A 22,150-nucleotide genomic window follows, 5' to 3' on the forward strand; every position below is an offset into this window, starting at 1 on the left:
TTTTGGCCTTGGCCCCGCGGCTTTGGGAGCGCCGAGGCACTTTTTTGGCCTTGGCCCCGCGGCTTTGGGAGCGCCGAGGCACTTTTTTGGCCTTGGCCCCGCGGCTTTGGGAGCGCCGGGGCACTTTTTTGGCCTTGGCCCCGGTGCTTGGGGAGCGCCGGGGCACTTTCTTGGCCTTCGCCCAGCTGCCCCGGTTCCGCTGAGACAATTTCTTGGCCTCCCCCCGGTGGCCTTGGCCAAGCAGCCCTGTGGGGCGGTCGTCTTTGTCGTTCCGGGACCGCTCCTTTCCCCTGTATCCCGAATAGGCTATAATAGATACGAAGAGTCGGACCGCCCACGACTTGGGACCTGTTGACAGGTCGCTGAACAATGAAGGGCGAGAAAGCGGGCGCAGACAATGCAAGTCGTGAAAATATCGCCGAGAGGCTACTGTTACGGCGTGGTCGATGCCATGGTGCTGGCGCTTCAGACGGCAAGAAATCTGGATCTGCCCAGGCCGATTTATATATTGGGTATGATTGTCCATAATAGTCATGTAACGGAAGCTTTCAAGGATGAAGGAATCATTACGCTGGACGGCCACAACCGGCTCGATATTCTGGAGCAGATCGACCAAGGCACCGTCATCTTCACGGCTCACGGAGTGTCTCCCGAAGTCCGCCGGCGGGCGAAGGAGAAGGGCCTGACGGTCGTCGACGCGACCTGCCCGGACGTGACGAAGACCCACGATCTGATTCGGGAGAAGGTCGGAGAAGGCTTCGAGGTCATCTACATCGGCAAAAAAAACCATCCCGAACCCGAAGGCGCGATCGGTATCGCTCCCGGTCACGTGCACTTGATCGAGAGGGAAGACGATATCGAGAAGCTGGAGCTGGATACGGAGAGAATCATCATTACGAATCAGACGACGATGTCCCAGTGGGATATCCGGCATCTGATGTCGCTGCTTCTGGCGAGATTTCCGACCGCGGAAATCCACAACGAGATTTGCCTCGCCACGCAGGTCCGTCAGGAAGCCGTAGCCGGCCAAGCGGGGGAAGCGCAGCTGTGCATCGTCGTCGGCGATCCGCGCAGCAACAACTCCAACCGTCTGGCCCAGGTTTCCCAGGAGATCGCGGGCGTTCCCGCCTATCGCGTGGCGGACGTGTCCGAGATCAAGCAGGAATGGCTGCAGGGGCTCGAACGGGTTGCGGTCACGTCCGGAGCTTCCACGCCGACGGCTCTGACGAAGGAAGTGATCGCCTATATCGAGCAGTTCGACTCCTCGGACCCGTCGACATGGCCGATCAAACGGACCGTTAATCCGAACAAGCTGCTGCCGAACGTCAAGGTCAAATCGGCAGAGACGAGTCAGTAAGTGCGGCTTCGCGGCCGTCTGCGTCATGGAAGGAGCATCCTATGCGTCGCCTACACTCGCTTGTTCGTTGGCTGAAATATAAGTATATCCTGCTGTTGAGGGCAAAAGGCGGCGCTTCTATCGTAGCGATGGGGTTTGCGATCGGCATCGCCGTGGAGATGTTCACGCTGCCGACGCTGGGAGTCGCGTTCGTGCTCATCTTCCCGCTCTGCCTGTTGCTCAGAGGCAACTTGCCGGCGGCGCTGATCGGCTTCGTCATCGGCAAGGTGATCTACATTCCGATGATGTACCCGAACTCCAAGGTGGGCGGCTGGATCTTGCCGAAGCATCTCAGCATTCATCTTCCGATCGTGCCCGAATGGATCAACCATCTGCTGCTGACGAATCTGAAGCTGATCGTCGGAGGAATGGTGGACGGGGCTCTGCTCGGGCTGCTGTGCTTCTTTTTGATCCGCTACAGCTTGAACGCCTACAAAGATAAGCGCAAAGATAAGCGCAAGCTCATTCGCGCCCGCTTGGAAGCGTGAGGTCAAGCGCCGACCGACGGTTCGCGCAAGCTGCATTCGCCGCAAGCTAAGGCGACGAATTCGTGCCGAGGATCAAAGCCCTATGTCACTTCAGGGTTGACATGGGGCTTTTTATCCTCTATATTTACTTTAGTGCTTAAAAGCGTATAAGCGTCACAGCGTATACGCGTTAATATATTCAGGAGAGTGAACGTCATGATCGTCATTACTTCCCCTCATATCGCAGAAGAAAGAATTAACGAAATCGTACGTCACATTGAGCAATCCGGCGTGCAAGCGCACGTATCCCGTGGAACCGACCGGACCGTCATCGGCATTATCGGCAAAGCCGAGCCGTCGCTTGCCGAACATATTCGTTCGATGAAGGGCGTAGAGAACGTCATTAAAATTTCGAAGTCGTATAAGCTCGCAAGCCGGGATTTCCATCCGGACGACACCGTTATCGAGGTTAAGGGCGTGAAGATCGGCGGCGACAACCTCGTCGTGATGGGCGGGCCCTGCGCGGTGGAGACGCCGGAGCAGATCGACGAGATCGCCAGACTCGTCAAGGCTGCGGGCGGCCAGGTGCTTCGCGGAGGCGCGTTCAAGCCGCGGACGGGACCTTACAGCTTCCAGGGCATCGGCATCGAAGGGCTCAAGTGGATGAAGGAAGCGGGAGACAAGTACGGGCTCGTGACGATTACCGAAGTCATGGCTCCGGAGTTCGTCGACGTCTGCGCCGAGTACGCCGACATTATGCAGGTCGGAACGCGCAACATGCAGAACTTCGACTTGCTGCGCAAGCTGGGAACGATCCAGAATCCCGTACTGCTCAAGCGCGGGTTCAGCGCAACCTACGACGAGTGGCTGAATGCGGCCGAGTACATTCTGGCCGGCGGCAACCCGAACGTCATGCTCTGCGAGCGCGGCATCCGCACGTTCGAGACGTACACTCGCAACACGTTCGATTTGGCGGCGATCCCGGTCATCCAGCAGCTGTCCCACCTTCCGGTTATCGCCGACCCGAGCCATGCGACAGGCCGCCGCGAGCTCGTCGAGACGATGACGAAAGCTTCCGTAGCGGCAGGAGCGAACGGCCTGATTATCGAAATGCACACCGACCCGGACAATTCGGCGACGGGAGACGGCGTTCAGTCGCTGTTCCCGGATCAATTCGCCAATCTGCTGAAGGAACTGGAGCAGCTCGCTCCGCTCCTCGGCAAGAAGTTTGATACGGCGAAGGAGCCGGCCGAAGCGTTCGCAACCTGGATCAAATAAATCGCTTCTATAAGAGAGAGTCGATCGTTGCCCGGATTTCCGGGGACGTTCGGCTCTTTTTTTTGACGGAAATCCAGAATGAGAGCGGAGGGCTTGTCAGCTATTGCGAATGATATGGTTCGTTCGGAAAACGAGAACAATCGGCGGCGGGAGAGAAACTGACGGGGGAAACGCGTTTCCGGCAAATAAACGGTTAGTAGGGGGGGCGAACAGGGGCTATGTGAGGTATTTACGGGTTTTAGCGCGTAAGCGCATTCATGGATGGGCCTTGTCTAACCCTCATAATAGACCAATATTTATGAACAATTATTGAAGTTGTAAGAATTGCTAACACAAGCGCAAAAAATACCTGACATAAGTATTGACGCTCCTATAGGAGAGTTTTATAATAACTTCATAAGTTCGGTGAAAACTTGAACATTAGATCGGTTTTAAGAACTTAATGTTCGGAAATGGGGAGGAAATTCAAATGTCAGCTCAACAAGTATTGGACCTTATCAAGGAAAAAAGTATCGAATTCGTAGACTTCCGTTTCGTCGACCTCGCAGGCCGTGGCCACCACATCACGTTGCCGGCTACTGAGGTAGAGGCGGAAACTTTCGTTAACGGAGTCGCTTTCGACGGTTCCTCCATCAACGGCTTCCGCGGAATCGAAGAATCCGACATGGTTATGATGCCGGACACGGAATCCGTCTACGTCGATCCTTTCACGGCTCATCCGACGTTGATCGTCATTTGTAACATTTATACTCCAGACGGCGTGCGTTACGACCGCGATCCGCGTTCCATCGCGCACAAAGCCGAAGAATACTTGCAGAAATCCGGTGTGGGAACGGCAGCGTTCTTCGCGCCTGAATCCGAATTTTTCATTTTCGACGACGTTCGTTACGAATCCACGATGAACTCTTCCTCTTACTTCGTAGATTCCGAAGAAGCGGCTTGGAATACGAACCGCAAAGAAGAAGGCGGCAACCTGGGCTTCAAAGTCGGAGTCAAAGGCGGATACGTGCCGGTTGCTCCGGTCGATTCCCAACAGGACATCCGCAGCGAGATGGTTCGTCAGCTGCAAGAGAGCGGACTGCGCGTAGAGCGTCATCACCATGAAGTGGCTACGGCCGGTCAAGCGGAAATCAACTTCCGTTTCGACACGCTGACGAAAACCGCTGACAACCTCATGAAGTATAAATATATCGTCCACAACGTAGCGCGCCAATACGGCAAAGTCGCAACGTTCATGCCGAAGCCTCTGTTCGGGGACAACGGAAGCGGAATGCACGTTCACTCTTCCATCTTTAACGAGGGCGAGCCTTTGTTCTACGAGAAAGGCGCATACGCCAACCTGAGCCAACTGGCTCTGTACTACATCGGCGGCATTCTGCACCACGCTCCGGCTCTGATCGCGATCACGAACCCGTCCACGAACTCGTTCAAACGTCTCGTGCCTGGTTACGAAGCGCCGGTTAACCTGGTTTACTCCAAAGGCAACCGTTCCGCAGCGGTTCGTATTCCGGTAGCTGCGGTTACGCCGAAAGGCTGCCGCATCGAGTTCCGTACTCCGGACTCCACGGCTAACCCGTACCTGGCGTTCGCGGCGATGCTGATGGCCGGACTGGACGGCATCAAGCGCAAGATCGATCCTTCGGCTCTTGGCTACGGTCCTTTCGACACGAACATCTACGAGCTGTCCGACGAGCAGAAGAAAGAAATCCGCAGCGTTCCGGGAACTCTGGACGAAGCGCTTGACGCTCTGGAAGCGGACTATGATTTCTTGACGGAAGGCGGCGTATTCACGAAGGAGTTCATCGAGAACTACGTCGGCGTTAAACGCGCGGAAGCCAAAGCGGTATCCATCCGCATTCACCCGCACGAGTATAGCCTTTACTTCGATTGCTAATTCTATAATCGTTACGGCAAGCATCGCAGCCTTCATCCTTCGGGTGGAGGCTGCGTTTTGATGTGTCGAAAGCCGAAGATTCATGGGTGTTGATATCGCTTTCGTTCGGAATTTAGTCGAACATTCGGTGAATATCGACGGATAAAGGTTGCCGAGCGGAGTAAAGCTCTGATATGATTAGCCTATTATGATTTCAGACAAGGTGGGGACGAGATGGCCAACCGCGCATACAATTTTAACGCCGGCCCGGCGGCATTGCCGCTTGAAGTACTGGAGAACGCTCAGAAGCAATTTGTCGAATACGGGGACAGCGGCATGTCCTTGATGGAGATGTCCCACCGGGGAGCGATCTACGAGAAGGTTCATTACGAGACGGAGAAGCTGCTGCGCGAGCTGATGGCAATCCCGGAAGGCTACAAAGTATTGTTCGTTCAAGGCGGAGCCAGCACGCAGTTCGCCATGATCCCGCTGAACCTGCTTCGCGCGGGTACGACGGCGGCTTACGTGGCTACGGGAAGCTGGGCGACGAAGGCGATCGAGGAAGCGAAGCTGTTCGGGGAAGTCGTGATCGCGGCCTCGTCGGAGGCCGATTCGTACAAGCGTATCCCGACGGCGGAGGAACTGAAGGTGCCGGGCAACGCGGCTTACGTGCATCTGACTTCCAACGAAACGATCGAAGGCACGCAATGGACGGATTATCCGGATACGGGCAGCGTGCCGCTGATCGGAGATATGTCGAGCGACATTCTGTGCCGTCCGATCGACGTGTCGAAATTCGGCTTGATCTATGCCGGCGCGCAGAAGAATCTCGGCCCATCCGGCGTGACGATCGTCATTATCCGCGAGGATCTGATCGCCAAGCCTGAAGGCGCCGTGCCGACGATGCTGCGTTACGCGACGCACGCGAAGGCCGATTCGCTCTACAATACGCCTCCTACGTTCGCGATCTACATGGCGTGCGAAGTGCTGAAATGGGTGAAAGCGAACGGCGGAGCGGCCGGCATGGAAGCCCGCAATCGCGAGAAGGCGAACCTTCTGTACGATACGATCGACTCGAGCGGAGGCTTCTACCGCGGCTTCGCGGAAGCCGGCAGCCGTTCGATCATGAACGTGACCTTCCGTCTGGCGACGGAAGAGCTGGAGAAGCAGTTCGCTAAGGAATCCGAAGCGCAAGGCTTCGTCGGCTTGAAAGGCCATCGCAGCGTCGGCGGCTTGAGAGCGTCGATCTACAATGCCGTATCTCCGGAAAACGTGCAAGCGCTGGTCAGCTTCATGCGCGATTTCCAGAGCCGCAACGGTTAATTGCCAGGCACAACGGATAACGAACGACGGGAATAGCGGCGTCAAGCCGCTATTTCGATTTTTTTCGCAACAAGGAGGCACAACGATCATGCCTTTTCACATCGTGCTCGTGAACCCGGAAATTCCGGCCAATACCGGCAACATCGCCAGAACTTGCGCCGCTACCGGTACGCATCTTCACCTGGTGCGCCCGCTCGGCTTCTCCACCGACGACAAAGTGCTGAAGAGAGCCGGACTCGATTATTGGCATTCCGTGCACATCACTTATTACGATTCGTTCGAAGAAGTGAAAGAGGCCCATGCGGGAGCGAGGTTTTTCTTCGCAAGTACCCGCGTGACCAAGCGTTATACGGATTTCGCGTTCCGCGACGGGGATTTCTTCGTATTCGGCGGGGAGACGAAGGGGCTTCCGCAGGAAATGCTGGACGCTCATCTCGATACGTGCATGCGCATCCCGATGACGGACAAGGTGCGATCGCTGAATCTGGCCAACTCGGCGGCGATCGTCGTGTTTGAGGCGCTGCGGCAAAACGATTTCCCGTTGTCCTGATCTCTTGTTTCGACATTATTCTCATCGATTCGATATGAAATGTCGAAAATTGCATAATCCTAAGCAAATTGGTTAAAGGGAAGGGAATAAGCGACGCGTATAGAACCGTATAAAGTGGTCAATTAGGCTAAAAGGTTTCGAGATAACCAGCTAGACTAGCGTATGAATGGAGGAACTGCATTGAAACCTGCAGGCGTAGTTCGTAAAGTCGATCAATTGGGAAGGATTGTTCTTCCGAAATCGTTGCGCAAACGGTACCAGATGAATGAAGGGGATCCCGTAGAAATATTGGTTCAAGGCGATCATATCATTTTGGAACGTTATCGGCCCCGTTGCGTGTTCTGCTCTTCGATGGAATCCGTCGGAGAATTCAAGGAGCGTTACGTGTGCGCTGCTTGCGTGAAAGAGATGCACGGGCTGTAAAGATACCGGCACGACAAAACCGTCCCGATCAGGGACGGTTTTTGTCGTTTTTGTCGTTAGGCGGATAAACAAAACCGGAACCCTTGGGTTCCGGTTTTGTTGGCGGCTATTTTAGAGACCTTTGGTTTTATCATCGTTATACGAAGAGGTCAAAATTGCGCCGATGAACAACGCCATGACAAGAACGACAATCCAAAACTTGTGGGACATCCCGAACAAGATCACTTCTTGCGCCGCTTCGCCAGCTGCCGAAAGGAACATATCCTACACCTCCGATTAACTACCCCTTATTATAACCAACCCTTGTCAAAAAGAAAACGCAAAATGTTGTGAACAAACCGGAATGGTTGATGATCTTCGCTTGCCGGGCATATAAATGAAACCGTGGCCAACATCGCAAGGGGGAGGGAGTCGCCGTGAGTTCGATCATCAACTGGATGGGCGGGTGGCCGAAAGAAGGACTCGTTTCCTCGTCGGATTGGGAAGAGCGAGTGGAAGCCGCCGCAGCGAAGTTGGCGGCGGAAGAGTTCGGCCCGGGGCGGCGGGAATCCGGCAGCGTCAGGGAAGAGAAATTGAAGGAGCAATTTGCCAAAGGCTTGCTGCACGGGAAGACCGGGGGCAGCGGCAGCCGCATCAAGTTCACGAAAGGGGCGGACGGAGCGCTAAGCTGGATTATCGGGGAGGCGCTGCAGCCCGGCGATACCGTTCTAACCGAACGCCTTACGTCGCGCACGGCGCTGCAAGCGTTCCGCAAAGCCGGCATGAGAGTGGAAGCGGTCGACGGAGACCGGAAAGGGATGGACCCGGAAGCGCTGACGACCGCTCTATTCCGCTATCGGCCCAGGATGGTGTACGTCGCTCCGTCCTGCACGGAGCCGGAAGGGGCGAAGTGGAGCGTGGAGCATAAGGCTGCCGTCCTCCATCGGTGCCGGGAAGCCGGCGTGCTGCTGGTCGTCGACGACAGGCAGGAGATGCTGCTCTACGAGGCCGAAGAGGCGGCTTCCGCCCAGCGACAGCTGGAACCGGGGGTGCTCTCTATCGGCCAGCTGCCTCCGGGGCTGATCGCGGGCTCGCGCGTCGGCTGGATCGCCGGAACCGCGGCGCCGGTCAACCGCCCTTCGTTCTCCGGAGGAGAGAACGCCAGGAAACACGCGTTAGGCCCGATCGAACAGCGTGCGTTGTCCGGGTTGATCGAGGAGCAGCCGATGGAGCCGCTGCTCGATATGCTGAGAATTCAATGCCGGGAACGCAAGAGGATGATGACGGACCAGCTGTCCCGTCAGGGCATCGACGAGTTGGCTTGGGCGGAACCGAGGGGAGGGCTGCATCTCTGGCTCGTGCTGCCTCCGGGACTGGACGGAGAGGCCTTGCTGCGGGGGGCATGGCTGAAAGGCGTCATTTTCCAACCGGGCGCTCCGTTCTTTACGAAAGATCCGAAGCCGAACACCGTCAGAATTACCCACGCCTTCGCCGACGAGCGGCAGATCCGTCAGGGAGTGGCAAGGCTGGCCGAGAGCATCGAAGAATTTACGGGACGCTGGTCCCGCAATTAATGCAGCTCGGCGGACGCGTAGAGGCGCTCGTTGTTCACGGCGACCTTACGATAAGCTAATCGATGGCCGGGGTCGCTCAGGCAACCCCCGGTTTTCCCATGGAACGTCCAGAAGTGCAGCGGGCAATAGAAGATGTCCTCATGCGGACGTACGTCTCCCCCCGCATGGGGACAGACGGCCATCAGCAGACGATATTCCCCTTCGGGGTCTCGGACAAGCCAATAGGGCGAGCCTTCCACCGTTATCTCCGCCGGCAAGGAGGCATACAGGGATGAAGGACCGAGGTCGATCGGATAGCGCTCTTCATTCATGGGGATGCCGCTCCTTCCGAACGTTCTTCCGACGGGTCCGCCGCATACGCGCTTGCCCACGGAAACTGCCGGGCCCACACGCGCGTCACCTCCCCGTATTCCTCCAAAGCCGCCGTCCCCGCGTCCGTCACTTCGTATACGCCTTTGGTAATTTTTCTGAACCAACCGTAGTGATTGTCGCGCAGAAACGTGCCGGCATTCGGGCAGTTCGTCCAATCCCGGACTTGACGGGGAGCGGAGGGACCGTGGCAGGCGAGCGCAAGCGCGCACTGGATCGCTTTCTCCCTGTATGCGGTAACGAGCTTTCGCTTCGAGCTGCCTCCGACGTTGTAGTCTCCGCTCCGCGCGTTGAACTCCTTGAGCAGCCTGTTGGCTTTGGCCTTGCTTCTCCCTCTCGGTTGGAGGGTATAGAGCTCTCCCGTCTCCGCCGCCGTCGCGGAGGGAGTCAGGGAGACGGGGGCGGGAGAGGCGCGGCGGATTTCCGCAGGTTCGCACCAGACGTCGACGACGGGCGATTTCGTGCGATAGAAGGTGACGGTCATAAATCCGAGGTTCAGCCTTCTGCATAGATGAGTGATCTCGTTGAACCTCTGGTTGTGCGCTCCTTTTTTCACACGGTTCCTCTCCACGGCGAGCCAGACGGACGCTCCGGTCTTCTGACGGTCTATTCCTTGCAGAAGCAGCGGCAGCGTGAACGTTTTTTTCATTTCGACGATCGTGGGGACGGGATCGCCTTCTTCTTCCGGGCGGCAGGCGACCAGATCGCAGCCGCGAATTTCCGCTTTGACTTCGTACCCTCGGGAGGCGAAGAAGCTTTTGACCGGCGGGTACAGTTCGGTTTCCAATTTGACGGCCAACGCGTAATCTCCTCCTGATCAGAGCTTCGTGTTCTCGATTTATCGCCATTATAGCACACGGGACATAGGGTTTTAGCCATGACAGCGAATGTCAGGTCAAATTCGTCCTTCTCCCCGCATAAGAATAGATTACGTCAAGTTCAGAGTAGAGAAAGCTGCGAGGAGGAAGCGGCATGGACATCTTCAGTCGGATCTCAGAGTATCGGGCCGAGAGTGAGAAGCTAAGCTGGTCGGGGACTTTTCGGGATTACATCGACATTCTTCGCCGCGACAATTCTCCGGCGATGACCGCTCACGCCCGGGTTTACGATATGATCGTGTCCCATGGGGTGGAAGAGTCGGGCGGAAGCAAAAAATACAAGTTTTTCAACTCCGAGATTTTTGGATTGGATCAGACGATGGAAAAGCTGGTGGAAGAGTATTTCCACTCCGCCGCCAGAAGACTTGACGTGCGCAAAAGGATTTTGCTGCTCATGGGACCCGTCAGCGGGGGAAAATCGACGATCGTAACGCTGCTTAAGAAAGGGCTCGAACAGTATTCAAGAACGTCGAGGGGAGCCGTCTACGCGATTAAGGGCTGTCCGATGCAGGAAGACCCTCTGCACCTGATTCCCGACGAGCTTCGCCCGGAGATCGCGAAGGAGCTGGGCGTCCGGATTGAAGGCGACCTGTGTCCGTCCTGCCAGATGAGGCTGAAGACGGAGTTCGGCAACGACATCGAGAGGGTGCCGATCGAGCGCGTCCTGATCTCGGAGAAAAACCGCGTCGGCATCGGGACGTTCAGCCCTTCCGATCCGAAGTCACAGGACATCGCGGATTTGACCGGAAGCATCGACTTCTCGACGATTACGGAATACGGTTCGGAATCCGATCCGCGCGCTTACCGTTTCGACGGGGAGCTGAACAAAGCGAATCGGGGCTTGATGGAGTTCCAGGAAATGCTCAAGTGCGACGAGAAGTTTCTGTGGAATCTGCTCTCGCTGACGCAGGAGGGCAACTTCAAAGCGGGCAGGTTCGCGCTCATCAGCGCTGACGAGATGATCATCGCCCACACGAACGAATCGGAGTACAAGGCGTTCATCGCTAACAAGAAGAACGAAGCGCTGCAGTCGCGGATGATCGTCATGCCGATTCCGTACAATCTGAAGGTGTCCGAGGAAGAGAAGATTTACACGAAGCTGATCGGCCAGTCCGACATGAGTCACATCCATATCGCGCCGCATGCGCTGCGCGCCGCCGCGATCTTCTCGATTCTGACCCGTCTCAAGGAATCGAAGAAGCAGGGGATGGATCTGATCAAAAAGATGCGGATGTACGACGGCGAAGAGGTGGAAGGCTACAAGGAAGCCGACTTGAAGGAGATGCAGAACGAGTTCAGCGAGGAAGGCATGTCCGGCATCGATCCGCGCTACGTCATCAACCGGATCTCGAGCGCGCTGATTAAGCACGACCTGCCGTGCATTAACGCCCTGGACGTATTGCGCGCTCTTAAGGAGGGGCTCGACCAGCATCCTTCGATTACGAGGGAGGAGCGGGAGAAGTATTTGAACTTCATCTCCGTCGCGCGCAAGGAGTACGACAATCTGGCCAAGAAGGAAATCCAGAAGGCGTTCGTCTATTCGTTCGAGGAGTCGGCCCGCACGTTGTTCGAGAATTATCTAGACAACATCGAAGCTTATTGCAATTGGTCGAAGATTAAAGATCCGCTGACCGGCGAAGAGATGGACCCGGACGAAAGGCTGATGCGCTCGATCGAGGAGCAGATCGGCGTGTCGGAGAACGCGAAGAAAGCGTTTCGCGAAGAAATTCTTATCCGTTTGTCGGCCTACTCCCGCAAGGGGAAGAAGTTCGACTACAGCATGCACGACCGGCTTCGCGAGGCGATCGAGAAGAAGCTGTTCACCGATCTGAAGGACATCGTGAAAATTACGACTTCGACGAAGACGCCCGACGAGAGCCAGCTCAAGCGCATCAACGAGGTGACGAAGCGGCTCATCGACGAGCACCACTATTGCCCGGTCTGCGCGAACGAACTGCTGCGTTATGTCGGCAGTCTGCTGAACCGGTGAGATTAGCGGTCCTATGGACCGCTAAAAGTCCGGCCGGGGGCGGTTGACGGTTGATTAACGGTCCCGCGGGCCGTTAAATGTCTGGGTTGGGCGGTTGACGGTTGATTAACGGTCCCGCAGACCGTTAAATGTCTGGTCCGGGCGGTTGGTCGATGGTTAGCGGTCCCGCAGACCGTTAAATGTCTGGTCCGGGCGGTTGGTCGATGGTTAGCGGTCCCGCAGACCGTTAAATGTCTGGGTTGGGCGGTTGGCGGGTGATTAACGGTCCCGCGGGCCGTTAAATGTCTGGTCCGGGCGGTTGACGGGTGATTAGCGGTCCCGCGGACCGTTAAATGTCTGGTCCGGGCGGTTGACGGTTGATTAGCGGTCCGGCAGACCGCTACTTCAAAGCCTGGGTTAGCTTCTTCAGCAGCGTGCCGTTGAAATCTTGGCTTATCTCCCAAGCGACGGCGCCTCCTAGCCTTTTGGCTTTGATGAAGCCGGCCTTATAAGAGATCGATTCGGGATCTTCGTAAGTGACGAAGGTCCCTGTCGCCTTCTGGTACAGCCATGGAACTTTGGCGACGTCGTCCCAATAGCGGACAAAACCGTTGCCGCCGATCCAGCCTTGTTTCTCCAAATTCCCGAACTCGTGAACGCCCGCTGCCACTACTCCGTCGGACAAGCCTTTGCAAGCTTGCGAGAGTCCGCTGCCGGTCGCCGCGCATCCGGTCCATCCCCGTCCGTAGAAAGGAATGCCCAGTACAAGCTTATTCGCGGGAACGCCTTCTTTCAGGAAAACGTTGACCGTATCGTTGACGCTCGCTCCGGAAGTTGCGGACCGCTTTGGGTTCGAATACAAGGGTGCGTGATGGTTGGCGGTCTTCTCCCAGCTTCCGTGATAATCGTATGTCATCAAGTTGATCCAATCGACGATGGCCGCGACCTTGTCCATTTCCGTGTTGGCGACATAGCTTGATGAAGCTCCGGCGGCAATCGTCAGCAGGTACGGTTTGCCGTCTTTTTGGCGCGCCTCGTCCAGCTTGTTTCTCAATTCTTTCAACAGCAGAGTAAAGTTCGTCTTGTCTTCCGATCTTGCCCGATTTGAGGACAGCCCACCGGACACCGGATATTCCCAATCGAGATCAATGCCGTCGAATCCATGCTCTTGAACGAATCGCACCGCGCTTTCCGCGAACTTGGTTCTCGAAGCGGCGGTCAGGGCGACGTCGGAGAATTGGCCGGACCAGCTCCAACCGCCTACGCTGATCAAAGCTTTTAATGCCGGGTTCTCCTTCTTGATCTGCTTTAACTCGGCGAAGTTAACGCGATCCGCCGCAGCGTCGCCCGCTACGACTTCGCCCCCCCGAACATTGGCGAACGCGTAGTTGAGATGGGTGATTCCGGATTCGGCGAAGCGGGACAAGCCAAGCTTCTGATAGGAAGCCCAGTACGGATAGTAAGCGACGATTCGGTACGGGGGAGCCGCCGGTTTCGTTCCCGAAGCGGTCAAGGCGACCGTATTCGCGGAAGCAGACCAGACTACTTGTAAACCTAATAGAGTAGAAACGGGACGCACCGGCAGAAACAACGTCGAATTAGAGAGAATCGGCGCGTGAGAGAGAGACAGCTTGCTCCCGTTGAGCGCGGCAGAGGTTTTTCCGACCTCCATATCGATGACTGTACCCGCTCGGAACAGCTTGAACTTGGTCTTGTCCAGCCATTGAACCTGCAATCCGACGGCGTTCAGCAGCGGCCGCGCTTGAACATATGTAGAGCCGTTCTTGGCGAAAGGGGCGGCTTGAAACGCGATTTTGGCGCCGTTGTATGTAACCTGGATCTCGCTTCCAGCGTTCCCTGGAGGCATCGGAATAAGCCATATGGCAAGAATAACGGTCAGCAGGGCAGCGCGAAGACGAACTCGATGTCGATTCAATAGAAAAATCCTCCCATGTCGGTCGATGCCAAGGCGGCGTGAGCCTGATAGAAACAAGCTCGTTGCTACCTATTTTCCGGAATGGGAGGATTCTCGTAAATATTAAAATAATGGATAGAGAGGAATTACGCGCTAATTTCCGGAAGGTACACCTTGAAAGTAGTCAGCCCTTCCCTCTCGTCGGACACCAGGTCCAACGAGCCTTTGTAGTGCTTGACCCTCTCTTGGACGATGGCCAGTCCGAGCCCGCTATGTCCTTCCCCCTTCGTCGTATACCCCGGTTTGAAAATAAGCTGTCGATCATGCGCCGTCAAGGAGCGGCCGCGATTGGATACTTGAAGTTCAATCGATCCGTCCTCCAAGGCGCGAATAGAGGCGAAGACGCTTCGCTCCTGCTGCGGGAGGTTCATAGCTTCGTCGAATGCGTTGTCTACGAGATTGCCCATGATTTTGATAATGTCGATCACTTTAACCGTCGTTTCGCCGGCATCCCACTTGTCGGGGAGCTCGTACGTAAAATCGATGCCCTTGCCAATTGAGACGGCCGTCTTGGCTTGAATGAAAGCCGCGAGCGCCGGAGAAGAATGATGAACGATGTCGCTCACGTCCCGGGTCTCCTTGACCAGATCTCCGACGTAGGCTTTCAACTGCTCCGTTCGGCCCATCTGCACCATCGTATGGATGACTTGAACGTGATTCAGAAAGTCGTGCCTCTGCCCGCGAATTGAAGTGAACATATCGTTAATGTCGTCGATGTACACCTCTTGCGTCGACTTGGCCGCTTGCTCTCTCGTCCTTACGAGCAGGCGAATGATAGAGACCAGGGCTAGGAGGCTGACTAGGATGGTGAGGTAGACGAGGATAGCGTTAATGAGTCTACTGCTGTCATATGTAATTTGAAGGAATTGTAAAACTCCTAATAAACAAAATTGAATAGAAATCAGAATAATTACCTGCATTAGAGATTTTCGATTGTCCTCGAGGATGAAAGCAAAGAATCGTTTGGCAGAAAAAAGGTTTCTATTTCTAATTAACCAAGAAGCGATTACCATGATGAGTAGCTGTGGATATAATGTTTTAATCAATACGGGGGTCTCGCGAACGATATCGTAATGAGAGGATATCCCCATCAAGTACACGATAATAGCACTTGAAATAATATCACTAATTAAACCTAGAAGTAGCCAAAAAAGTAACATGAAAACCTTTACTTTCAGAGTGAGTTCTCTGAAAATAACGAACATCAGAAGCGTTCCGAAGAAAATAGAATTCACGATATGGAAAGGGAGCGGAAGCAAGAGAACCAAAGTATCTGTGTAGATGGAATGAACCAGAGTGAATAAAATTAAACGCTTAATTATCTTCTTGGGTAGCGGATCCAAAAACGAAAAACAAAACAGTAACGTAATGAAAGTTTGGGGTTGTGCGACTAAGAGGTCCAACTTTAGAAAATGTAAAAAATCCTGCATAATTTTGGTCCTCCGTCAGAAAATTGTAGGCACATATTCGTTATACCACTAATATCCTTTTCTTTTTCTACGAAATATAAAGAATATGACTTATATTCATGCAAGTATATTAGGTATTTCATAATAAATTGGATGCGATTTCTTATGAATATGGTAAAATGTTAGTATAATATTAACTAGGTCTTTTCGTATAGAGGGAGTACATCAAAGATGAGTTTGTTCAAGTTTATTTTCTTTTCCTCTCTGGAATACTTTTCTTCCTTTATTTTTATTTTAGTGCAATTTCGTTTTTCTCTGAAAGAAAATTTAACGAAAATTGTGTTAATCGCTTTGTTGCTATCATTTGTTTCTTATTCGTTTATTAATGCTGAACTGAATACGGTATCACCTATTATACAAATCATTATTTTCTTAATTTATATACAAATGGTTATGAAAGTTAATGTTGTGAATTCAGTGATTATGGTTTTTACCGGATATATCGTTTACGGACTAGTCCAAACGTGCATTATCGCTGTTTTTTCTCACATCGGTGTCATTGACGGGGAGTTAGTTGCCGCTACGAATACTGCGTACTTATTGCAAGCATCCTCCTGTGCATTGATGTTGATTCTTAGTTGGTTGAACCACTATTTTAAGGGAGGATTTAGTTTTATAGAAGCAAGGAGCCGCTTCTCCAAGAAATCCTTTACGGGCAAAAACAAAGGATTCATTGCTTTTATAGTGATCGCTTTATTAATTACGGTATTCTCGAATATTGTAATTCTTGAAAGCGAGAATCCTCCGTATTTACTGATTGCATCTATTTTGTTAGTTGCACTGATAACACTTTTCTATCTATCTTTGAGAAGGGATGAGAGAAGTTGATTGATGCGATAGCTACTAAAATTGCCGTAAAAATAAAGGAAGCGAATCCTGAAGAAACCGCTAGTGTCGAAGTGATGAAGTTTGCTCTATTCGGAATTATACATAACACACTTACGTTTGCGACTGCTCTTGTAGTAGGATTATTTTTGGGACAGTTGTATGAAACGTTGGTCGCTGCCTTCGGATTCATGATTTTGCGGTTTGTATCCGGCGGGTATCATTTTAAGACGCCTCTGTCTTGTTTGCTGTTTTCTTCCTTTGTTTTTGTTGCAATTCCGTTCGTACCTTTAAATACGACATGGTTCTGGATAATTAACGTTTTGACCTTAGCGTTAGTTTTGATTTTTGCCCCCTCTAATATTAAAGAGCATATTCGAGTTTCTGAGAAGTTTTTTCCTGTCTTCAAGGTGATTTCGACGATTCTTGTCATTATTAGCTTTTTTCTCCATAATGAGATTGTGACTCTAGCATTTTTTATTCAGTCTGTGACGCTTATTACTTTTCGAAGGGAGGTGAAGAAAGCATGAAGAGAAAAACAGTAGTGCTTGTATCGAAATTGCTAGCAATGACAGCTGTTATCTTTGTCAGTACGGCTTGCTGGTGGGCAGTCTACCGCCCTGAAGTACCAGCGGAATTGAAAAAGTCTGCTTAAGAATTTCAAAGTTTCGAAAGGGGATGATTTCATGTCTAACCAAATCCGCCTGCTGGATCGTGATGGAAACCCGTGTGTCGTTAACGTTGAGGATTTAATTGCGATCAAGCCTACGTCGGATGGTCCCGAGTTTTATACGAAGGACAGCATGTATTTCTACCCCACCACGCTTGAAGAACTACTCGTCCTGTTTAAGGATCTGGGCTTCGAACGTCTGGACCGCACAAATGTCGTAAACATGAACCACGTGAAGGCTTTTGATCCAAAGGCTCGAAAGGTTTACTTTGAGCAGCCGTGGACTAGTGACAGCAAATTTGCTACCGTGTCGGAAGCGAATGTTAGTAAGGTGCAACATCTGGCTAAAGAAGAGGAAGCTAGTTATCAGACTAAATCTATCCTAAGGCCGTCGTTGTTCTGGAAGAAGTGAACTGCACATCAGCCATAAGGAAACAGAAGCCAAACCGCCGAGGTTTGGTTTTTTATTTTGGGGTATTTGGTTTGTGGGTGGAAAAGGGCTAATGTCGCCCTTCTCCGATTTGGTCAGCGGCCGTCAGAGGATCCTACCGTGATTGCCGTTTTAAGTAGACGTATATCGTCAGCGGAGCGAAGACGATGACCAGCAGGAAGCCGACGCCGATGCCCGCCGCAAGATCGACGGAGCTCGCTGTGCTGTGAAGCAGTCCGCGCGTCAGCGCAACGGCGATACTGATCGGATTCGCATCGATCGCCGACTGTAGCCATCGAGGCATCGTCGAGGTGTCGACGAGCACGTTGCTGGCGAACAGGAGGGGGTATACGATCATCATGCTCGTGCCCGATACGGTCTCCGGCTGCTTAGCCACGATGCCGATGAGCGCAAACACCCAACTGACGCAAAAGGCAAAGATCAAAACGTATATCGACGCGAGTACCGCGCCTGCGATGCCGCCGTCCGGTCGGAATCCAAGCGCGAGCCCCGCAGCGAGAACGGTGAGCAGCGCCGCCAAGTAACGAAGCCCGTCGGCGATGACCGAGCCGAAGAGGGCGGCGGGCTGCCAGAACGGCATCGTGCGAAAGCGGTGATAGACGCCTTTGGCGATATCGTTGCATAGTGTCGTTCCGCTGTACACCGTCATCGGCACAACTGTCAGTACGAGGATGCCTGGCAGCAAATACTGGATATACCCGCTGACGGAGCCGGAGATCGCCCCGCTGAACAAGAAGGTGAAGATGAGCAGCATGACGATCGGCGAGAAGACCGCCTCGATAGCTAGACCGAAGCCGTTGTTGCCCATATGATGCAGCGTTCTCCTCATGAACAGCGCCGTCGCGGCCAGGGCGCCCGGACTTCGCCGCGGGTTTCGCGTTTCGGATGCCTGCGCTACATTCATGATGCCGCTTCCTTTCCGCGAAATGCGGTCAGCGCGAAGTACACATCGTCGAGGATCGGCTCGCTCAAGGAGAAGTCTTCGATCGCCGTCGAGTGATCAACAAGCGTTCCGATGGCGGCGTTGGCCAGCGCGGCTTCCCGCACGGCCGCTTTCACAACCAACCCTTCATCGTCCCAACGGGCATCCAGCCCGTGCTCGCTTGCGAGCAGACGACAGACGTTGGCCGTATTGGTTCCCTTCGTGAGACGAATCGTCAGCGTTTTACCCCCTATCGACGACTTCAGTTGCTCCGGCGTGCCGACGGCGATGATTCTGCCTTGGGCGATAAAGCCGATGCGATCGGCCAATTGGTCGGCTTCTTCCAAGTACTGCGTCGTGAGCAGCACGGTTGTCCCGTTCTTCACCAGGCGGCGTACCGCTTCCCACAATTCGCGTCGACTCTGCGGATCCAACCCGGTCGTTGGCTCGTCTAGGAACATGACCTCGGGACGCGAGAGAATGCCGGCGGCGAGGTCTAGCCGTCTGCGCATGCCTCCGGAATACGATCCGACCGTCCGCGAACCGGCATCCGCCAGCCTGAACGATTCGAGCAGCTCCGCGGCGACCGCGCGGGCCTCCTTGCGGGTATAGCCGTGAAGTCCGGCGAACAGAGTCAGGTTTTGCCAGCCGGTAAGCGACTCGTCCACCGCCGCATACTGTCCCGTGACGCTGATGCGGCGGCGTTCTTCACGACGTCGTATCCGCATACGCTCGCCGTTCCTCCATCCGGATGCAGCAGCGTCGTCAGCATGTGAATCGTCGTCGTTTTCCCGGCTCCGTTCGGCCCGAGGAGCGCGAACAGCTCCCCTTGCCGAATTGCCAGATCTACTCCGCGCACCGCCTCATGCGTGCGGAACGATTTGCGCAAGCCATTCGCTTCAATGGCATAGTAGGCCATCTCTCACTCCCCCTTTCCGTTACGATAGAAACTCCCGCTTATGCTCGGTCGCCCACTCGGCAAAGGTACGGGCCGGCCGCCCGAGCACCTGTTCAACCGTCGGCAGCACCGTGTAGCCGACCTCCGGAGTATTTATCGCCATCTGCACGAAAAATTCGATACTCTCCTCTTCGTAGCCCTGCTCCCGCCATTGCTGCCGCGCTTCTTCCTCGCTCAGCTCGATGAACCGGATGTCCTTGCCGATCGCTGCGGCGATCGCGCTTACCGCTTCCCGACGGGTCAACGCTTCGGGTCCGGTCAGCGGATAGCTCCTGCCGTGATGATTGTCTCCCAAAAGCGCCTCTACGGCGACTGCGGCAATGTCGCCTTCATGCACCCGCGCGCTGAGCGCATTCCCGTAAAATTCCCGCACCGCGCCTTCCGTCCGAATCGTATCCCGCCAATCCGCCAATACGTTGGCCATGAATTCCACCGGTTGGACCAGCGTCCACTGCATGCTGCTGGCCTTCAGCGCCTCTTCCACCGGCCCTTCTCCGTAGCCGACGAGTACAACGACGCGCTTCACTCCTGCCGCTTCCGCCAGCGCGACGACTTGCGGATCCGTATTGAGGTCGGCGTACGGCTCGTCGCTGGAGGTGATCAGGAACATCGCTTCCACGCCATGAAAGGCATCCGCCAGCGTTTCCGGCTGCATCAGATCCCCCTCGACAATGCGCACGCCTTCCGGCAGCTTGGTTCTCGCGCGTGTCGAATTTCGCGTTAGCGCCCGTACGGAAGTCCCCCTCCGCACCAGCAGTTCCGTCACATGTTGTCCAACCGTCCCCGTTGCTCCTGTTACCAAAATCGTCATTTTACATCTCCTCCTCGTTTTCTCGCGTAATGTTGGCGAATGGCTTCGATATGGGCGATGACGTCATCCTGCAGTTCAACCGGCGATATGACCTCGACGTTCGTCCCGTAGCCGGCGATGACCGACAGCGCATACTCCTTCATGTAGAAGGTCGTGCGCACCTCGATGCAATCTCCCTGATACGAGCATTCGCCAGGGAATTGCTCCAGCACACGAGTGCACACCGACAGGTCGAAGCGAAGCAAGGCGCGAATCCCTCGCGCATCCTCCCGTTCCGGTTCGTCCGGAAGAAGCCGCATGGCGAATCTCTCCTCCGAGACGTCGAGCCGGTCGATTCGCGATACGCGAAAATACCGTTTCGACAGACGCGACCGACAGAACGCTTCCAAGTACCAGACGCCTTTTTCCCAGAGCAGATTCAGCGGCTCCACGCTGCGCTTGGTCGACGTGCCGAAAGCGTTGGTGTAAGCCAGGCTGATCACAAGCGATTGCCGTATCGCTCGAAAAAGCTCTTGAACGACGTTCCTGTCGCGTTCCGGCGTACTCATGTTGAGGATGACGGCTTCGTTTCCTTCTTCATTCGTCAGAGAAGGATTCAGGCTTGTCAACTTCCGCATCGTCGATGCCACAGCGTTTCCCATCGAGCCTTCTATCGCCTTCAGAAGCGTATAGATCACCGACAAGTCGTCGACCGAGAAGTGTTGTCGCGTCAGGAAAATTCCGTTCATCAGCTCGAAACCTCCGTCCGCGCCGGTAAACGATGCGACAGGGATGCCGGCCTGATTGATCAGTTCGACGTCGCGGTAGACGGTTCGTACCGATACTTCGAACTTGGCGGACAGTTCCGTAGCGGTCACCCGTCTTTTGGCCATCAGTTCCAACGTCATTCCAAGCAAACGATCCAGTCTCATGGGCATCCTCCTCTCGGTCGATGAAGTGCGGTTCATCTGGCTTCTATACTAAGCCAATAATCCTGACAACATGGTTGTCAGGATTAAAGAGGCGTCGGAACTTTTTTTTCGAGGAGGGGCGTAAGATACAACTATAATATAGTTAATAACTATTAATATTATAATATTTATATATTTCAACAATAACCTTTGGAGTGATATAACTTGATTATCTACCTTGATGAGGAGTTGTGCGTTTATGGGGAGTACGCAGAAGATCCATTGGCAAGCGGACGGATACGATGAGACGATGAGCTTCGTGTCCCGGTACGGCGAAGATTTGATCGACTGGCTGAAGCCGGAGGAAGGGGAGACGATCGTCGATTACGGGTGCGGGACAGGAGACCTGGCTGCGGCAATCGCGAAGAAGGGGGCGAACGTATACGGCCTTGATATTTCCCCGGAAATGGTCGAAAGAGCGCGCAAGAAATATCCGGATATTCGTTTCCGGTGCGTGGACGGGATGGACTGGCGAGCGGATTTCGAATACGACGCCGTCTTCAGCAACGCGGCGCTGCATTGGATGAAGGACTCCGAGGCGGCGATTCGCAGCTTCCTGTCGGGACTTCGGGCCGGAGGGAGGTTCGTCGCGGAATTCGGAGGCGCAGGGAACGTGCAGGCGATCGTGTCAGCGACTAGGCAGACATTGCAAGAGGAAGGGGCGGAGGATCGGTTCGTGATGCCTTGGTATTTTCCGTCGATCGGAGAGTACGCTTCCTTGTTGGAGGAGCATGGAATGGAGGTGCGGACGGCGATTCTGCTGGATCGGCCGACTCTGCTGGAGAAAGGCGAAGCTGGCATGAGAGATTGGATCGAAATGTTCGGAACGGCGATGTTCCCCGACGCCACGCCCGCAGAGGCCGAGCGTTGGATGGGGAAGGCGACGGATAAATTAACGGACGCACTCTATGACGGTCGCAGCTGGACGGCGGATTATCGGAGATTGCGAGTCATTGCATATAAAAGATAGCTGAATTGTACGGACTGGAATTCGACGTTACGATCGCCAGCAGGCCGGGCGTCAGCGCGACGGTGCGAAT

23 protein-coding genes and 1 pseudogene are annotated in these 22,150 nt (G+C 54.3%); 14 read left to right on the forward strand and 10 right to left on the reverse strand.

What is annotated here, in order from left to right:
* The first annotated feature begins 397 nt into the window (after positions 1-397).
* From ACESLM_RS24510 to ACESLM_RS24540, 7 genes are all read left to right on the forward strand, one after another.
* Positions 398-1,357: a 4-hydroxy-3-methylbut-2-enyl diphosphate reductase gene (locus ACESLM_RS24510; protein WP_094049717.1), complete on the forward strand. Its 960-nt coding sequence runs from the start codon at positions 398-400 to the stop codon at positions 1,355-1,357.
* 41 nt (positions 1,358-1,398) lie between these two features.
* Entirely contained in the window at positions 1,399-1,884 is a 486-nt protein-coding gene (locus tag ACESLM_RS24515; RefSeq protein WP_372635581.1) for a DUF2062 domain-containing protein, read from the forward strand.
* A gap of 195 nt (positions 1,885-2,079) precedes the next feature.
* On the forward strand, positions 2,080-3,141 hold the full coding sequence (gene aroF, locus ACESLM_RS24520; RefSeq protein ID WP_372635584.1) for a 3-deoxy-7-phosphoheptulonate synthase: 1,062 nt from the start codon (positions 2,080-2,082) through the stop codon (positions 3,139-3,141).
* Between the two features lie 469 nt (positions 3,142-3,610).
* Positions 3,611-5,035, forward strand: coding sequence for a type I glutamate--ammonia ligase (glnA, locus tag ACESLM_RS24525; protein WP_372635587.1), 1,425 nt, complete (start codon positions 3,611-3,613; stop codon positions 5,033-5,035).
* Positions 5,036-5,248: 213 nt separating this feature from the next.
* The gene (gene serC, locus ACESLM_RS24530; protein WP_372635590.1) at positions 5,249-6,337 is read left to right on the forward strand and encodes a 3-phosphoserine/phosphohydroxythreonine transaminase; all 1,089 of its coding nucleotides are present in this window, start codon (positions 5,249-5,251) and stop codon (positions 6,335-6,337) included.
* 88 nt (positions 6,338-6,425) lie between these two features.
* The gene (trmL, locus tag ACESLM_RS24535) at positions 6,426-6,887 is read left to right on the forward strand and encodes a tRNA (uridine(34)/cytosine(34)/5-carboxymethylaminomethyluridine(34)-2'-O)-methyltransferase TrmL (protein ID WP_372635593.1); all 462 of its coding nucleotides are present in this window, start codon (positions 6,426-6,428) and stop codon (positions 6,885-6,887) included.
* A gap of 180 nt (positions 6,888-7,067) precedes the next feature.
* Entirely contained in the window at positions 7,068-7,310 is a 243-nt protein-coding gene (locus ACESLM_RS24540; RefSeq protein ID WP_372635595.1) for an AbrB/MazE/SpoVT family DNA-binding domain-containing protein, read from the forward strand.
* A gap of 111 nt (positions 7,311-7,421) precedes the next feature.
* On the opposite strand, the gene ACESLM_RS24545 is transcribed toward ACESLM_RS24540, so the two are convergent.
* The gene (locus tag ACESLM_RS24545; protein WP_158223916.1) at positions 7,422-7,571 is read right to left on the reverse strand and encodes a hypothetical protein; all 150 of its coding nucleotides are present in this window, start codon (positions 7,569-7,571) and stop codon (positions 7,422-7,424) included.
* A gap of 155 nt (positions 7,572-7,726) precedes the next feature.
* Between ACESLM_RS24545 and ACESLM_RS24550 the strand changes: the two genes are divergently transcribed.
* Entirely contained in the window at positions 7,727-8,863 is a 1,137-nt protein-coding gene (locus ACESLM_RS24550) for an aminotransferase class I/II-fold pyridoxal phosphate-dependent enzyme (RefSeq protein WP_372635598.1), read from the forward strand.
* Here ACESLM_RS24550 and ACESLM_RS24555 read toward each other — a convergent pair.
* Positions 8,860-9,174, reverse strand: coding sequence for a Rieske (2Fe-2S) protein (locus ACESLM_RS24555; RefSeq protein WP_372635600.1), 315 nt, complete (start codon positions 9,172-9,174; stop codon positions 8,860-8,862). The genes ACESLM_RS24550 and ACESLM_RS24555 overlap by 4 nt on opposite strands.
* On the reverse strand, positions 9,171-10,031 hold the full coding sequence (locus tag ACESLM_RS24560; RefSeq protein ID WP_372635602.1) for a DUF2161 domain-containing phosphodiesterase: 861 nt from the start codon (positions 10,029-10,031) through the stop codon (positions 9,171-9,173). Before ACESLM_RS24560 ends, ACESLM_RS24555 begins: the two co-directional genes overlap by 4 nt.
* 173 nt (positions 10,032-10,204) lie before the next feature.
* Here ACESLM_RS24560 and ACESLM_RS24565 point away from each other — a divergent pair, with 173 nt between their 5' ends.
* Positions 10,205-12,100, forward strand: coding sequence for a PrkA family serine protein kinase (locus ACESLM_RS24565; RefSeq protein ID WP_372635605.1), 1,896 nt, complete (start codon positions 10,205-10,207; stop codon positions 12,098-12,100).
* Positions 12,101-12,479: 379 nt separating this feature from the next.
* Here the strand turns inward: ACESLM_RS24565 and ACESLM_RS24570 are convergent, their stop codons facing one another.
* Both ACESLM_RS24570 and ACESLM_RS24575 read right to left on the reverse strand, forming a co-directional pair.
* Complete coding sequence (locus ACESLM_RS24570) at positions 12,480-14,015, reverse strand: glycosyl hydrolase family 18 protein (protein WP_372635608.1); 1,536 nt, start codon at positions 14,013-14,015, stop codon at positions 12,480-12,482.
* 125 nt (positions 14,016-14,140) lie between these two features.
* Positions 14,141-15,484 carry a sensor histidine kinase gene (locus ACESLM_RS24575; RefSeq protein ID WP_372635610.1) on the reverse strand — a complete coding sequence of 448 codons (1,344 nt, stop codon included), beginning with the start codon at positions 15,482-15,484 and terminating at the stop codon, positions 14,141-14,143.
* A gap of 210 nt (positions 15,485-15,694) precedes the next feature.
* Here ACESLM_RS24575 and ACESLM_RS24580 point away from each other — a divergent pair, with 210 nt between their 5' ends.
* Genes ACESLM_RS24580 through ACESLM_RS24595 form a run of 4 tightly spaced genes read left to right on the forward strand, consistent with a single transcriptional unit; the run spans position 15,695 to position 17,430 of the window.
* Positions 15,695-16,351 carry a hypothetical protein gene (locus tag ACESLM_RS24580; RefSeq protein WP_372635613.1) on the forward strand — a complete coding sequence of 219 codons (657 nt, stop codon included), beginning with the start codon at positions 15,695-15,697 and terminating at the stop codon, positions 16,349-16,351.
* Positions 16,348-16,878 (forward strand): accessory gene regulator ArgB-like protein, encoded by a 531-nt coding sequence (locus ACESLM_RS24585; protein WP_372635616.1) that lies wholly within the window; start codon positions 16,348-16,350, stop codon positions 16,876-16,878. Before ACESLM_RS24580 ends, ACESLM_RS24585 begins: the two co-directional genes overlap by 4 nt.
* Positions 16,875-17,003, forward strand: coding sequence for a cyclic lactone autoinducer peptide (locus ACESLM_RS24590; RefSeq protein ID WP_372635618.1), 129 nt, complete (start codon positions 16,875-16,877; stop codon positions 17,001-17,003). The genes ACESLM_RS24585 and ACESLM_RS24590 overlap by 4 nt, the downstream gene beginning before the upstream one ends.
* A gap of 31 nt (positions 17,004-17,034) precedes the next feature.
* Positions 17,035-17,430 (forward strand): LytTR family transcriptional regulator DNA-binding domain-containing protein, encoded by a 396-nt coding sequence (locus ACESLM_RS24595; RefSeq protein ID WP_372635621.1) that lies wholly within the window; start codon positions 17,035-17,037, stop codon positions 17,428-17,430.
* 133 nt (positions 17,431-17,563) lie between these two features.
* On the opposite strand, the gene ACESLM_RS24600 is transcribed toward ACESLM_RS24595, so the two are convergent.
* The 5 genes and pseudogenes from ACESLM_RS24600 to ACESLM_RS24620 form a co-directional block, all read right to left on the reverse strand.
* A complete protein-coding gene (locus tag ACESLM_RS24600; RefSeq protein ID WP_372635623.1) occupies positions 17,564-18,373 on the reverse strand; it encodes an ABC transporter permease in 810 nt (269 codons plus the stop codon).
* Positions 18,370-18,903 (reverse strand): AAA family ATPase, encoded by a 534-nt coding sequence (locus ACESLM_RS24605; RefSeq protein WP_372635644.1) that lies wholly within the window; start codon positions 18,901-18,903, stop codon positions 18,370-18,372. The genes ACESLM_RS24600 and ACESLM_RS24605 overlap by 4 nt, the downstream gene beginning before the upstream one ends.
* Positions 18,889-19,310: pseudogene (locus ACESLM_RS24610) on the reverse strand (ABC transporter ATP-binding protein); the annotation flags it as partial. The gene ACESLM_RS24605 and the pseudogene ACESLM_RS24610, both read right to left, overlap by 15 nt.
* Before the next feature lie 19 nt (positions 19,311-19,329).
* Positions 19,330-20,160 (reverse strand): NAD(P)H-binding protein, encoded by an 831-nt coding sequence (locus ACESLM_RS24615; protein WP_372635626.1) that lies wholly within the window; start codon positions 20,158-20,160, stop codon positions 19,330-19,332.
* Positions 20,157-21,071, reverse strand: a complete 915-nt coding sequence (locus ACESLM_RS24620) for a helix-turn-helix transcriptional regulator (RefSeq protein WP_372635629.1) — start codon at positions 21,069-21,071, stop codon at positions 20,157-20,159. The genes ACESLM_RS24615 and ACESLM_RS24620 overlap by 4 nt, the downstream gene beginning before the upstream one ends.
* Before the next feature lie 238 nt (positions 21,072-21,309).
* Here ACESLM_RS24620 and ACESLM_RS24625 point away from each other — a divergent pair, with 238 nt between their 5' ends.
* Positions 21,310-22,080 (forward strand): class I SAM-dependent methyltransferase, encoded by a 771-nt coding sequence (locus ACESLM_RS24625; protein ID WP_372635632.1) that lies wholly within the window; start codon positions 21,310-21,312, stop codon positions 22,078-22,080.
* The last annotated feature ends 70 nt before the right edge of the window (positions 22,081-22,150 follow it).

Origin of the sequence: Cohnella sp. (assembly GCF_041641335.1) — a bacterium.
In the GTDB taxonomy this organism is placed as follows: domain Bacteria; phylum Bacillota; class Bacilli; order Paenibacillales; family Paenibacillaceae; genus Cohnella.